The following is a 14,822-nucleotide window of genomic DNA, read 5'->3' on the forward strand; positions in this document are numbered from 1 at the left end:
AGGAGAGCACTGGAATGCGTTACAGGCAACGGATTATTGCGCTGGCACTCTTTATCGCCACCCTAATGGGGTGCAGCACCAGTCCCACCGGGCGCAGCCAGCTGATGCTGATATCGCCAGAGGCGGCCATTGTGCAGTCAGAAGCCGCCTATTTGTCGACGGTAGGGGAGCTGGCCAAAGACGCCAAGCTGGTAGACGACCCCGCGATGGTCGATCGGGTGGCCCGGATTACCGGGCGGGTGGTGACGACGGCGATCGAAGCGTTTCCCCACAGCGCCGACTGGAAGTGGAGTGTCGCCATAATCGACGATCCGGAGACCGTCAACGCCTGGTGCATGGCGGGTGGACGAATGGCCGCCTACACAGGGCTGTTTGAAAAGCTCAAGCTAACCGACGATGAATTCGCGCAAATCATGGGGCATGAGATAGCCCACGCCCTCGCCAACCACACCGCCGAGCGCATGTCTCGAGCAATGGCCACAAGCCTTGGCGTGGTCGCCGTGGGGGTCAGCTCCGACAATGGCGGTCTGGCGATGACAGGGGCGGCGCTGGCGGCCAAATACGCGCTCGAATTACCCAACAGCCGCACCGCCGAGTCAGAAGCTGACACGATCGGTATGCGTCTCGCTACTGAAGCAGGCTATGACCCCGAGGCAGCAGTCACCCTGTGGCAAAAAATGGGCGATCTCAGTGAAGAGCGCCCGCCCGAGTTCCTGAGTACCCACCCAGCCCCGGAGAACCGCCAGGCGGCCCTTGACGGGATGATTCCCGAGATGCGGGCGCTAAATACGACTCGCACCAAGGCTGCGGTACATCCGGTGGATATTGTTCGGCAAACCGCCAATTAGTGGTTCACGCTGAGGCGGCCTCTCCGCCTCAGCCCCCCGCCAATAAAACCTGAAGTGGCCGCAAACCCAACAGCATCGGGGCTTTGCGCGTTATAGATCCGTTGATCCAGAACCCTGGCCTGCCCTATCGATAGTCGACTTAAACCGGAAAAGTCATTCGCCCCGAAATAGCTCCAATGGCTATGAAAAACGCCCATAGTAATTAGTGCCAAAACTATTCCAGGTTGATCTAACCGCCATCAACCCCTGTATAATCCGGCAAATTACTCTTTTCGCTGGAAATTTGCCGTTTGCATGCAAATTTTTGGTGCTAACCGTATTCTGACCAAGGACCCGCTAACCATGCTCTCTTTCCCCTCTCGCCCACGTCGACTCGCCTCAGCACTGAGCGCGGTTCTTGCCCCCGCATTGATTACCAATGAAGCGGTCGCGCAGCAACTTGAAGAAGTGGTAGTGACTGCCACCAAGCGCTCCGCCAGCACCCAGGACATCGCCGTTACCGTCTCGGCCGTCTCCGGCGAGAAGCTCGAACAGCTCGGCGTACAGAATTTTGAGGATTACCTGATCCAGCTCCCAGGCGTCACCGCCGGCGGCAGCGGCCCCGGCCAGAACACCATCTATATCCGGGGTGTCGCCTCCACTACGCCGAACCTTAGTACCGCGGGTGTCGCGGGCCTCGCACCCAACGTCGCCTTCTACCTCGACGAACAGCCTCTGGCACAGCCCGGTCGCAACCTCGATATCTACGCCGCCGACCTGCAGCGAGTGGAGGTATTGGCCGGACCGCAGGGCACGCTTTTCGGCGCCAGCTCCCAATCCGGCACCGTGCGGATGATCACCAACAAGCCGGATTTCACCGAGACCTACGGCAAGATCAAGGCTGAGGCGTCGACCATGAAAGACGGCGAAGCCAGCTACAACGGTGAGGCCGTGTTCAACTGGGCGGTTAATGAGCGTTTCGCCATGCGCGCGGTGGTATACCGCGACGATATGGGCGGTTACATCGACAACGTCCCGGGTACGATTGATCAACGCGAGTCCGCTCGGTTCCGCCCGGCTGGCACGGTGCGTTCCAATGGTGTGCCCGTCAGTGACGCCAGAGGCGGATTCCAGGCGGGCGCAGATCTCAGCAATGTTGATTTCCGGGCTGCTGACAACAGCGACCTGGTTGAGGACGATTTCAACGACGCCACCTACACCGGCGGGCGCATCAGCGCATCCTTTGACATCACCCCGACCTGGAATCTGCTGGTTGCCCACACACAACAGGAACTGGAAACCGAAGGTGTGTTTTACGCCGACCCCAGTCTTGGTGAGATGGAAATTCGTAGTTATGAAGAGTCGTTTCTCGAGGACGACCTCCAGAATACCGCCTGGACACTAACCGGCGCCATTAATGAGCTCGAGCTGGTCTATACCGGAGCGTTCACCAAGCGGGAAGTCTCCAGCCGAATCGATTACACCGACTACCTTTACGTGAGCCAGTACATCCCCTACTACCTTTGCGATACCGAGGTGAGTTATCCCGCTTACAACCCGACACCCACCGGTACCTGCTACGCGCCAAACCTGTTCACGACCATGGACTCCGAGCTCGAAATCCAGACCCACGAATTCCGCGTGTCGACAGACGCCACCAAGCCGATTCGCGCAACCGTCGGCGTTTTTTACAGCGAGCTTGACCTGGAAGAGCGGGTAGATTTTTCGTACCCCAGCAATGTCTTCCCAACCCTCTATGGGAATCCCGGGGACGCCTTTCCGGAAAACTTCTCGTATCCCGACGGATTCTTGTCAACCAATGACCCGTTCCCCGAGGCGGCTGTTTTCCGTAATGACATCCTGAGAACCGATGAGCAGTTGGGCTTCTTTGGTGAAGTCACCTTCGATATCGGCAACGAATTTGCAGTCATTGTCGGTGCGCGACGTTATGAGGTAACCAGCGACCTGGACGGCAGCGCCAATGGCAGCTTTGGCAACCCGTTCTACCAGATCGACTGCCAGCGCGGGGGTACCAATATCTCAGATCTGTATGACGGCGATGGTGTATACCGTGACACCGCCGTTTTCCTGTGCCGTGACGACCAGCCGGTCTACACCCTCGCGGATCTCGATAACCCCGATGTCGAGGTACCTGACTACGTGCGAGGCGCGCTGTTGGCGCCGGGCGAATCAGAAAACAACGGCACCATTTACAAACTGACCGGACAGTGGACGCCCAACGCGGATATGCTGTTTTACGCCACCTACTCCGAAGGCTTCCGTCCCGGCATACTCAACCGGCCCGGTGGTCAGACCAACCCCAGCGGCGAATACACCGTGCCCTATGGCGTTGGCTCCGATGAGCTGAAAAACTACGAGCTGGGTTGGAAAACCGATTTGATGGGCGGCACGCTGCGCTTTAATGGGGCGCTGTTCCAGTCAGAGATTTCCGGTCTGCAAACGACTATTTTCGATACCAGTATTGTCAACCTGTTCTTCTCCGACAATGCGGCAGATTCCGAGGTTCGCGGTCTCGAAGGCGATATTACCTGGCTGCCGAAGGTTGCGGGGTTGACGATCTCGGGGGCGTTCTCCTTCCTTGATACCGAGATCACCGAAGTGCTCGTGCCAACCGATGACGTCAGAGCCGGAGATACCATGGCGTTCGCCCCGGAATTTCAGGGCACGCTGACCGCGCGTTACGAGTGGCCAATGGGCGACTACACCGCTCACGTGATGGGCAATGTGTCTTATTCGGACGAGTCTTACAGTGACATCATTCGCATCAACCGCGACAAGATTGACAGCTGGACGATGATGGGGGTCACCGCGGGTTTGCGCGCCGACGATTGGAGCGCAACAGCGTTTGTCGATAACCTCACCGATGAACGTGCGGAACTGTCGCGCAACTATGTCAACGACAGAGGCCGGGCAACGTACGCTCGACCACGCACCATGGGTCTACGCGTGTCGTACAACTTCTAACTGCGACGACACATAGTGCAATGATCAATGCCCCCGCGCGGGGCATTTTTTTTGCATCGGAGAACAATCATGACCACAGATCCCATTGCCGCCATGGATTCTGAAAGCGAACGTCTTGCGGCGATCCAAAACCTGCTGCGGGCCGGGGATCGGGACAAGGCGCGGAATGCGGTCAAGGCCTGGCTTTCCGATCAGCCCAAGCATCCGGAGGCACTGTATTTCTACGCCGTGATTCAACGGACCGACGGCCAACCTGACTCCGCTATGCAAACCCTTGCCGAGCTACTGAAAATCCAGCCCGAACACAGCCGAGCGGTTCAAGAACTCGGGCACTGCCAACGGCAAATGGGAGCTACAGCACTCTCGCTTAAGTACTATCAACGTGCCACCAGAATGAACGCCTCATTGATCGCAAGCTGGCAAGGACAGCTCCATGCGCTTCAAAAACTGGGCCAACGCAATGGCCTAAACCAAATAGCCGAACAAATCGACTATTTGAGGGCGCTGCCACCCCCGCTGCTGGCAGTGATGGATCTGCAAGCACGCGGCAAGCGATTGCAAGCCGAAGAACTTTGCAAACGTTTCATGCAGAAGAACCCGCGGCATATCGAGGGCATGCGTTTGCTCGCCGGGATCGCGCTTGAAATGGGAGCACTCGATGAGGCGGCGCTGCTGTTGACTACCGCGGAAAAAATCGCGCCCGCGAACCAGCGTGTACAGTTGGATTGCGTTCAGCTTGCAAGGCGTCAAAACAATCACGATGAAGCGCGTCGCAGGGCCAACAAGCTCGCTAACAGCGATCCGGAAAATCTTCAGTTTCAATCTCTGGCTGCCATAGAAGCGTTACAGGTGAGTGATTTTGAGGCTGCATTGGCGGGGTTTGAGCGGATTCTTGAGAAACAGCCCAACGACCCGGCGACATTGACCTCGCTCGGTCACACGCTAAAAACGATTGGACGTGCCGAGGAGGCCATCAACCGGTATCGAAAGGCAACCGCCGTCCGCAGCGGTCATGGCGAGGGGTGGTACGCCCTGTCCAATCTCAAGACCTACCGCTTTGACGACGCAGACATCAATGCGATGGAAGCTTTATGTCGCGGCGATGAACTCGATCCAGGCCACATACCCTTTGTGCGCTTTGCACTGGGTAAAGCCTATGAGGACCGGAGTGAATACGCCGAGTCTTTTACCCAGTATGCCGCGGGCAATGCGGCCAAACGGCAACAATCCTATTACGACGCCGACGATATGCACGCTGATATGCAGTCAATGGCCACGTTTTTTGACAGGGCTCTATTTGAACAAAAAGCAGGCAGCGGCGACGCCGATCCGGCCCCGATTTTTATTGTTGGCCTGCCCCGCGCAGGCTCCACACTTCTCGAACAGATCCTATCGTCACACAGCCAGGTCGACGGCACCCAGGAATTACCCAATATCCTTTCGATGGCGCAGCAGTTGCGTCGTCGCTCAGAGGACACCACATACCCGGAAATTCTGGCGGACATCGATGCCGACGAACTGCGCGCTATGGGAACACGCTTCATCGCCGACACCCGTATCCACCGCGGCAACGCACCGTTCTTTATTGACAAAATGCCCAATAACTTCCGGCACATCGGTCTGATCAAGCTGATTCTGCCCAACGCCAAGATTATTGACGCCCGCCGGCATCCCATGGCGTGCTGCTTCAGCGGCTTTAAGCAGCTATTCGCGGAGGGGCAGGAATTCAGCTACCAGCTTGCTGATATTGGGCGCTATTATCGCGACTACGTTGAATTGATGTCGCACTGGCAGTCAGTGCTGCCCGGGCAGATTCTCCAGGTGAACAACGAAGACGTTATTGAGGATTTACCGGGGCAGGTCGCGCGATTACTGGAGTTTTGCGGCCTGCCTTTCGAAGAGCAGTGCCTGCACTATTGGGAAACCGAGCGCGCAGTAAAAACACCGAGTTCAGAGCAGGTTCGCCAACCGGTCTCGGATAAAGGCCAGCACCAGTGGCGAAACTACTCACCCTGGCTGGATCCTTTGCGTGAGGCGCTGGGATCCCATCTGGTTCGATTATCCGAAGAGAGTTAAACACCATGACGGAAATGGACTTACAGGATCAGGTTTTGATTTTGTTGCGACGGATTATTCGCGCGACTTATTTGCACTCCAGAAAACTGGAGAAAAAAACCGGACTGACCACCCCCCAGTTAATGGCCCTGCGGACTATCGACGACCTCAAGGAGCCGACGGTCTCGGATATCGCCAAATCGGTCAGCCTGAGCCTGGCGACCGTCACCACGCTGCTCAATCGTCTGGAAAAGCAGGGAATGGTGCATCGCGAGCGCAGCACCATAGATCGGCGCCGGGTCATTGTCACCCTCACCGAGGTGGGACAGAAAAAGCTGGATGCTGCACCCAAGCCGTTGCAGGACAGCTTTAACGATCGCTTTTCCGACATTGAGGCCTGGGAACAGCACCTGATTATGGCCGCACTTGAGCGCATCGCCACCATGATGGATGCCGAGGATCTGGACGCTTCACCGCTACTCACCGAAGGTGATGAGGTTCTCTGACTCGCAAAAAAGCTGAAAGGACCTGAGCGAATTGGTTAAACCCCGTACCAACCTGACCGACATCGACGGGCTGCGGGCTATTGCTGTCCTCGGTGTGGTGTTGTTTCATTTGCAGGTATCAGGCTTCGCCGGTGGCTATGTTGGCGTCGATATCTTTTTTGTTATCTCCGGATTTTTGATCACCGGGATTCTCAAAGACCAACTCATCAGCGGCGAGTTCAGTTTCGGTGCCTTTTATGGCCGCCGGGTTCGACGACTCTTTCCCGCGATACTGGCGACGGTGTTCGCAACCACATTGGCCGCGCTGTTTGTGCTTCAGCCACTCGAGCTGGAGGCCTTTGCAAAATCCGGCGTGGCGGCGATCGCCAGTGGCGCGAATATTCTGTTTTATCTCGAGGCGGGCTACTGGGACGCCGATTCCGCACTGAAGCCCTTGCTTCATCTGTGGTCGCTGGGTGTCGAAGAGCAATTCTATCTGTTGTGGCCTGCGCTGCTCTGGCTGCTGTTCAGAAGTTGTAGACCGTCATCAAATGCCTACATAACCACCCTGGTCGCCTTGTTGTTGCTGAGCTTTGGACTCAGTGTTTATTTTACCGACCGCGATCAGCCCGCCGCGTTTTACCTGCTGCCCTTCCGCGCCTGGCAGTTCTGCCTTGGCGCCGTGGCACTGGAACTCTGGCAACGGCTGCACATCAGCCTGTTTTCTCAGCAGCTGGTGCGCTCCGCGGGTCTGGCGCTGTGTTGCATTGGCTTTGTGGTCCTGGAGGATGGCAGCAGTTTTCCCGGTTGGCAGGCACTGATCCCCAGCATCGGCGCCGCCCTGGTTCTGGTCGCAGCCAATGCCGACGAGCCCAGCCCGCTGCTATCCAATCGACCGGCACGCTGGGTGGGGCAAATTTCGTTCTCGCTGTACCTCGCCCACTGGCCGCCGATAGCCCTGTTAAGCAGCTGGTATCTGACGCCTCTCACCACGCCCAGCCGACTGGCGCTTGCCGCTATCATTACGCTCGCTACCCTGGTGCTGTACTACGGTGTCGAGCGACGCTTTTATCAGCGCCACTCGTACCAATCCGATAACGGCCGGTTGACGGTTTACGGCAGTATTGTCATCGCGGTGTTACTGGCCGCCTGCCTCACCTTCATCGCATTCCAACCCGCGCGCTTCGGCTATCAGGAGGTGCAGCTGGATGCGGCAGCGATCAAACACTATAAACGCGAGCGCGACAGCCTCATCGATGCCGGATGCCGCATCGATCAGCTCGATGATCCCAGCCGCTGCCCGGCTTCACTTGTCGAACCCATCCTGGTGTTTGGTAATTCCCATGAGAAGGATGCTTTCAACTTCCTGACCACGGCGCTACCTGCGAGTCGATCGCCGAGCATCGTCTATTTCGGTGGCGTCGGCGGGTGCGGCAAGATGACGCCGGAGGGCGTGTTCACCCGGGAGGAAGATTGGGTGGTGGCCGCGAGCGATAGCTGCCAGAAACGCATAGATGCGCTTTGGGAATCGCTGGAATCTGTGGAGTGGTCGATGGTGCTCTACAGCTCCAAATCCCCATTTGCGAGGAATAAGACCGACATCCTGCACATCTTGCAGACCATTAAGACGCGGCAACCCTCGGTAAAGATTGCGCTCATGGGCGGCCTGATCAGCACCACGCGGGAATGCGCCTTCTTTATTAACCGGTTCGGTAATAGTCGTGCCTGCATCAGACCCGGAGCGTTATCAAAATATTACGCTGACCCGAAGAATGATGGCGGCGCCGTGTACTACGAAGACTTCATGGCGCTTGGCGACTTGTATATCGATAAGGCGGGGCTGGTGTGCACCTCTCCAGTCGACGTACAGTCCTGTGAAACAGAAACGCCGGAGGGCCACCCGATGTTTGTCGACCGGCATCACCTGACGCTCCCTTACGCGCAACTGCTGGGCCGGCGCTATCTCGAACGCTATCCCGATTGGTATCGCGATTTAACCGCGAAGTAACTGCCCCGGACCGAGTGGTCGGGGAGGAATATGCGTTGCTACCAGGACCGCTCTAAGCGGCAACATCCATCAAAAGGCGGGAATGTCGGTCTGCGTACGACCCAGAATCAACGCGTGGATATCATGGGTTCCCTCATAGGTATTCACCACCTCGAGGTTCATCATGTGCCGCATGACCGGGTATTCGTCCGAAATACCATTACCACCGAGCATGTCTCGGGCTTTGCGCGCCACGTCCAGCGACTTGCCGCAGGAGTTGCGCTTGATCAGCGAGATCAGCTCCGGGGCAATCTGACCGGCATCCATCAACACACCGGCCCGATGACAGCCCTGCAACGCCAGCGAAATCTCGGTCTGCATATCCGCGAGCTTCAATTGCACCAGCTGATTCGCCGCCAGCGGCCGATTGAACTGCTTGCGCTCCATGGTGTAATCACGCGCCGCATGCCAGCAGGTTTCCGCAGCACCGAGTGCGCCCCAGGCAATGCCGTAGCGGGCGTTGTTCAGGCAGCTAAACGGCCCTTTTAGGCCCTCAACATCCGGTAAGAGGGCGTCCTCTCCGACCACGACGTCCTCCATCACGATTTCACCGGTAATGGAGGCGCGCAGCGACAATTTGCCTTCAATTTTGGGCGCGGACAGACCGGGCATGCCCTTTTCAAGCACAAAACCGCGGATAACACCGTCATCGGTCTTGGCCCAGACGACGAAAACGTCGGCGATCGGGCTGTTGCTAATCCACATTTTGGCGCCGCTCAAGGAGTAGCCGCCATCGACCGTTCGAGCCCGGGTAACCATGCCGCCGGGGTCTGAGCCGTAATCGGGCTCAGTCAGACCGAAACAGCCGATCCACTCCCCGGTCGCCAGCTTGGGTAGGTACTTTTCGCGCTGGGCCTCGGTACCGAAGGCGTAAATCGGGTACATCACCAGCGAGGACTGCACACTCAACATCGAGCGGTACCCGGAATCGACGCGCTCCACTTCCCGGGCCACAAGACCGTAGGAAATATAATCGACACCCGGACAGCCATAACCGTCGATAGTGCTGCCCAACAGGCCCATTTCGCCCATCTCGCGAAAGATCTCAGGGTCGGTAAGCTCCTTCTGGAAGGCATCTTTTACCCGGGGCAATAACTTGCTCTGGGCATACTGATGCGCGGAATCCCGGACCATGCGTTGCTCATCGGTGAGCTGTGCTTCGAGCAGAAACGGGTCCTGCCAGTCTAATTTCTGCCAAACACGCTTGCCTGCGCCCATTGCCCGCTCCTGTCATTGATGCTGATCAAAAAAAACAATATTAGCAGATATTTTAATCCTGAAATATCTGCCCCGTCCCATCCTGCAAAAGCGCCGTCTCTCGCACAAAAACCGAATGCGGGGAATTGCCATGGCGTTAGCCGGCCCATGTCGTACACTAGAGCTACGAATCGATAGTCATTGCGTGTTCTATGTCGACATTAGCGAAATTCGCCGAGCAAATTGCCCAGGTTGTGCCCACATTGGGCCACGAGCCCTTCTCTGCAGCATTGGTTGGCATGCTCAAGCAGTTGTCGGGCGCGGATGACGGATCCTTGCTGTTTTATCGCGAGGGGCAGTTACCGATCGTCGAATTCGCCCAGCCCGTAGAGGCGCTGGGCAAGACCACGCTGGACACGTATATCCGTGGGCCGTTCCTGCTCGACCCCTTTTATCGGGTGACGGCCATCGAAGGTCATTTTGGTGTTTTTCGCCTGGGCGAGCTCGCGCCTCGGGGCTTTAAAGACAGCGAATACTATAAGACCTGGTACCGCAATTGCGGCTACCAGGACGAGTGCGGCCTGAACGTACCATTGCTGGGTAGCGGCTTTGTCAGTATTGCCCTGGGCATGACCTCTAAAGCGAGGCGTTTTCGAAAGCGCGACGCCGACCTCCTGACGGCTATTTACCCGGCGGTAACTGCCCTGTGCCAACAGCATTGGGCTACTGACAGCGGCCCCGGGCGCGCGCGCGACCTGCGCCAGCATCTGCATGATTCTCTGGCTGCATTCGGCTCCAGCGTCCTGACCCGCCGGGAACAGCAGGTCACCGAGCTTGTGCTTTTGGGTAACAGCACCCGTGTGATTGCCGAGAAACTGGGCATTTCGTCGGAAACGGTCAAGCTGCATCGCAAGCACGCCTACGCCAAGCTCGACGTGGGATCCCAGGCGGAGCTGTTCTATTTATTCATGGATGCACTGGCCAATAATCCGGAAGGGGGCGACCCCGACCCTCTGGTGGCTTATCACGCCAAACCCAGCAAGCCATGATCGCTCCCTCAGCCTGTCACTGACCGCCGATACCTGGAATGTTACCCGCCCGCCACCCCTGATGGGTAAGTGGCGATGCCGAGCATCTATGAAACCATGCGCTTTTAGCGTGATGAAGTGAGGAGAAAACCGTGACTGCAAAGCTTGATACCCAGACCCTGCGAAACCTTGACCAGGCTCACCACCTGCATCCATTCACGGACTTCAAGGACTATGCGGCCCACGGTGGCAAAATCATCAGTCGTGCGGAGCATATTTACCTTTACGATTCTGATGGCAACAAGATTCAGGATGCCATGTCGGGGTTGTGGTGCTGCAATCTCGGTTATGACCAGGACTCAATCAAGCAGGCCGTATTCGATCAGTTGCAGGAGCTCCCCTACTACAACAACTTCTTTCGGTGCTCCAACCAGCCCGCGGTAGAACTGGCATCAAAGCTGTGTGAACTGACACCCGAGCGTTTCCAGCACGTGTTTTTCACCAATTCAGGTTCTGAAGCCAACGATACTCAAATCAAGCTGGTCCATCGCTACTTCGACCTTTTGGGCAAACCCAACAAAAAACACATTATCAGCCGCAATAACGCCTACCACGGCAGCACTATCGCCGCGAGCTCGCTGGGCGGTATGAAGTCTATGCACGAGCAGACCATGGGCCTCAATTATGTCCATCACATCGAGCAGCCCCACTGGTACGAGTGCGGTGGGGATATGTCCGAAGCGGAATTTGGTCTCCACGCTGCCCAGGCGCTGGCCGACAAGATCGACGAGCTCGGTGAGGAGAATATCGCCGCGTTTATCGCCGAACCTGTTCAGGGTGCGGGCGGCGTCATTATCCCCCCCGACAGCTACTGGCCGGCGGTGAAAAAGATTCTTGAAGAACGCGATATCCTGTTTATCGCCGACGAAGTCATTTGCGGTTTTGGGCGCACGGGTAACTGGTTTGGCTTTGAGACCTACGATATCGAGCCCGATCTGGTTACCTTTGCCAAGGCCGTGACCAACGGATTCATGCCACTCGGCGGCTGTCTGGTTGCCGACAAGGTGAGCAACGTCCTGCTCAACGGTGCCGGCGACTTTGCCCACGGCCTGACCTATTCCGGGCACCCGGCGTCCTGCGCCGCGGGGCTGGCGACGATGGCCGTTTATGAGGACACGGGTATTATTGAGTCTTCCGCCCGGGATCTGGCACCACACTTCAATGCGCAATTGCAATCGCTGGTCGATCACCCGATTGTCGGACAGGTCCGCAGCAAGGGGCTGTTCGCCGCCGTAGAGCTCACCGACGATAAAGCGGCACGCACCCGAATCGCGCCGGACTCTGCCGCCGCGGTGTACTGTCGCGACGTCGCCATCGAAGATGGGCTGATGGTACGCCAGACCGGCGACGCGATGATTATGGCGCCACCGTTTGTCACCGAGCGCCACGAAATCGACAACCTGGTGGCAAAGCTGACGGTAGCACTGGATAAGACCGCCAGGCAGTTCGGAATCAGCTGAGCGATAGCCCTGCCAGTCACGACGGGACCCAGCGGCAAGGGTGGATCCGCCCGGGACGCCGCTGCGTAAACTGCGTCGTGAATGAATTCATTTCTGTAATACGAAACAGGGACCTGACCGACCGCGTGGTGTTCAATGCGGTCTGGTTTCAGACGCTCTGGTTTGCCTGTGTTCTGGGCCGCGACGTGTGGTTGCCGCTGGCATTGCTGCTCGTCGCCCTGCACCTGCTACTTGTGAAAAGTACCGTCAGGGAACTGCGGCGCCTGGCACCGGTCATATTGATAGGTGTCACGGTCGATACCGCGCTCAGTGTTAGCGGCGTCTTTGATTTCGGCGATGGTGTGGTGCTGCCGTTGTGGCTGATGCTCGTCTGGTTCGCTTTTGCCACCACGTTGAGCCGCAGCCTCGCCTACCTTGGCAAACACCTCTGGCTGGCAGCGGTGGCCGGGGCAGCGGCCGTCCCCTTCAATTACTGGGTGGGTAGCCAGGCAGGGGCCGTTGCGTTACCACTGGGCACGGCCACGACCCTGTGGATTCTGGTCCCGGTGTGGGCGGCGCTTCTGCCGCTGTTGTTTTGGATTAGTCGACGAAGCGCGTTAACAGGAGATTATCTGTGAATATCCGCAAATACCTTGGACTTGTATTCAGCCTGGCAATCGCCGGTGTCGGAATGCAGGTATCGTTCGTCCTCGCCGCCGACACCAGCGAACCCAACGACGTGTCAGATCCTGCCGCAGGTCTTACCCAGGTCGGCGAGGCCAGGCTTTCGGTCTTTCTGTTTGATGTCTACGACAGTCGTCTGTTTACTGCTGATGGCACGTATGAACGCGGGACTCGCCCACTGGTCCTCGACATCGAATATCTCAGGAAGGTATCGGGCGCCGACCTGCTACAACGAACGCAGAAAGAGTGGGCCAGCCAGAATCTGAGCCATCCCAAACAGCTCGACTGGATCGAGTCGCTGCGCACCTTCTTTCCCGACGTCACCGATGGTGATCGCCTGACGTTGAGGGTCAATGAAGATCAGGTGAGTGTGTTTTATCTCAACGAACAGCCGATAGGATCCATCGACGACCCACTATTTGCGGAGCATTTCACCGCCATATGGCTGTCGCCCGATACCTCTCGCCCTGAAATCCGGGCCGCCCTGTTAGGCAAAGCGTCCTGAAGCCTACGACGCCAGGGCAATAGCCCGGCCGTGATCCTCAACCTCCACCAGCTTGGCGTGTAGCGCCGACACCGCAGCGTCGTAGTCCTTCTCGGCAACAACAAACTGCATATCAACCTGCCGTCGGGACTGGTGCACCGCACTCACCGTGACACCTGCCTCCGCCAGCGCCAGTGTAGTTCGCGCCAGAACGCCTTTGATCTTCATATCGCTGCCGATCGCAGACACAATAGCCACCTGCTGTTGATCAATTTCAGCGCCGGGCAATACCTCGTTGAGCTCAAGTACCACCCGTTTAAGCGTCTTCAGATTACAGGCGACAAAGTGGGTAATGGTGTTGGCATTGATGTCCTTGGAAACCACTCGGACGCGATAGCGCTCGAGTACCTTCAGGATGGCCTGATCGTACTTGGTAATGGCACCGACCATATCCTGGTCAAACACCTCCAGCGCATAGACCCCACGCCTACCGGCCACGATTTCCACACGGGGCGTCGCGCTCACATAGTCAGCGGTAATCAGCGTGCCCGTATGTTCGGGTTCAAAGGTATTTTTGATTCGCAGGGGAATATCCTGCTCCCTGAGGCCTCGCGCCGCCTGGGGGTGGATCGCTTCCATTCCCAAACTTGATAACTGGTCCGCCACGTCATAATTGGTGCGCCCAATCGGAACCACAACGTCGGCACCGACCACCTTCGGATCGGCACTGCTGAGATGATATTCCTTGTGGATAATCGCCTCCCGGGCACCGGTAAGCACCGCGACCCGGCTAAACGTCATTTCACTGTAGCCGCGGTCGAAACGATCCATCAGCCCTTCGGCGCACTGGGCATAGCCGGTAATGATGGGGACACACTGGGTAATGTCGAGTGGCGCAAGTGCGTCCACAATCCGCTTATCGAGGTCGCAATCCCCTTCATCAGTCCAGCCGGACAAATCCACCAGCTCGGCGGGGATACCGTCGCGACGCAACAGCTGAACCGTGTTCCAGGCGCTGTGGGCCTCTCCCAGGCTCGCCAGCATCTCGCGCAACGCGTCGAGCTGGTTATCCAGCGAAAAGTGCCCGTGGCGACACAGGGTTTCTACATTTTCGAGGCAACCCCGCAGGGTTTCAATGCGCTTGTCGATAAACGCATTGGCATCGGCAAGGCCTGATGCGGTCTGAAACAACTCCCGATTGATCTGGTCCAGATAGACTTTGGCGGCGTCAAGCGACTGGCGCCATGTGCTGCCGTCACTGGCCTCGCGGAAGCTGGCGAAAACACCGGGCTCTTCGGTTTTCTTGTGTTCCAGCAGACGATCCGTCACTCCGCCATAGGCCGATACCACGAACATCCGACCAATGGCCTGCTCAGGACCACCACCCGCGCAAATCACGTTGTCGCGGACGGACGCGTATTCACTCATCGAGGTGCCGCCGATTTTTTCGACCGTGTGAGCACCCCAGCCCTTTTCCGGTGAAAAACGGGTGCGATCGACCACAGCATCAACGCTGTCTTTACGTGTCATA

General features: G+C 57.5%; 11 protein-coding genes. 9 read left to right on the top strand and 2 right to left on the bottom strand.

The genetic code is table 11. From position 1 onward, the window contains the following. Positions 1-14: 14 nt before the first annotated feature. The 5 genes from NOR51B_RS03860 (at position 15) to NOR51B_RS14815 (ending at position 8,360) form a co-directional block, all read left to right on the top strand. A complete protein-coding gene (locus tag NOR51B_RS03860) occupies positions 15-848 on the top strand; it encodes a M48 family metallopeptidase (RefSeq protein WP_009020872.1) in 834 nt (277 codons plus the stop codon). A 294-nt stretch (positions 849-1,142) separates the two neighbouring features. Beyond that, positions 1,143-3,812 (top strand): TonB-dependent receptor, encoded by a 2,670-nt coding sequence (locus NOR51B_RS03865; protein WP_009020395.1) that lies wholly within the window; start codon positions 1,143-1,145, stop codon positions 3,810-3,812. A 69-nt stretch (positions 3,813-3,881) separates the two neighbouring features. Beyond that, the gene (locus tag NOR51B_RS03870; RefSeq protein WP_009021198.1) at positions 3,882-5,888 is read left to right on the top strand and encodes a tetratricopeptide repeat-containing sulfotransferase family protein; all 2,007 of its coding nucleotides are present in this window, start codon (positions 3,882-3,884) and stop codon (positions 5,886-5,888) included. A 5-nt stretch (positions 5,889-5,893) separates the two neighbouring features. Next, entirely contained in the window at positions 5,894-6,373 is a 480-nt protein-coding gene (locus NOR51B_RS03875) for a MarR family winged helix-turn-helix transcriptional regulator (RefSeq protein WP_009021595.1), read from the top strand. Positions 6,374-6,404: 31 nt separating this feature from the next. Continuing rightward, positions 6,405-8,360 (top strand): acyltransferase family protein, encoded by a 1,956-nt coding sequence (locus NOR51B_RS14815; RefSeq protein WP_009019561.1) that lies wholly within the window; start codon positions 6,405-6,407, stop codon positions 8,358-8,360. 69 nt (positions 8,361-8,429) lie between these two features. Here the strand turns inward: NOR51B_RS14815 and NOR51B_RS03885 are convergent, their stop codons facing one another. Next, positions 8,430-9,617, bottom strand: coding sequence for an acyl-CoA dehydrogenase (locus tag NOR51B_RS03885; RefSeq protein WP_009020776.1), 1,188 nt, complete (start codon positions 9,615-9,617; stop codon positions 8,430-8,432). Between the two features lie 191 nt (positions 9,618-9,808). Here NOR51B_RS03885 and NOR51B_RS03890 point away from each other — a divergent pair, with 191 nt between their 5' ends. From NOR51B_RS03890 to NOR51B_RS03905, 4 genes are all read left to right on the top strand, one after another. Continuing rightward, positions 9,809-10,645: a LuxR C-terminal-related transcriptional regulator gene (locus NOR51B_RS03890; RefSeq protein ID WP_009021594.1), complete on the top strand. Its 837-nt coding sequence runs from the start codon at positions 9,809-9,811 to the stop codon at positions 10,643-10,645. A gap of 131 nt (positions 10,646-10,776) precedes the next feature. Further along, entirely contained in the window at positions 10,777-12,144 is a 1,368-nt protein-coding gene (locus NOR51B_RS03895) for an aminotransferase (RefSeq protein WP_009021657.1), read from the top strand. Positions 12,145-12,221: 77 nt separating this feature from the next. After that, positions 12,222-12,761 carry a DUF2878 domain-containing protein gene (locus NOR51B_RS03900; RefSeq protein ID WP_009020375.1) on the top strand — a complete coding sequence of 180 codons (540 nt, stop codon included), beginning with the start codon at positions 12,222-12,224 and terminating at the stop codon, positions 12,759-12,761. Continuing rightward, a complete protein-coding gene (locus tag NOR51B_RS03905; RefSeq protein ID WP_050759412.1) occupies positions 12,758-13,312 on the top strand; it encodes a chalcone isomerase family protein in 555 nt (184 codons plus the stop codon). Before NOR51B_RS03900 ends, NOR51B_RS03905 begins: the two co-directional genes overlap by 4 nt. Before the next feature lie 3 nt (positions 13,313-13,315). On the opposite strand, the gene NOR51B_RS03910 is transcribed toward NOR51B_RS03905, so the two are convergent. Continuing rightward, positions 13,316-14,821, bottom strand: coding sequence for an aspartate kinase (locus tag NOR51B_RS03910; protein WP_009019083.1), 1,506 nt, complete (start codon positions 14,819-14,821; stop codon positions 13,316-13,318). Position 14,822: the final 1 nt, after the last annotated feature.

This window comes from Luminiphilus syltensis NOR5-1B, from assembly GCF_000158175.1.
Classification (GTDB): Bacteria; Pseudomonadota; Gammaproteobacteria; order Pseudomonadales; family Halieaceae; genus Luminiphilus; species Luminiphilus syltensis.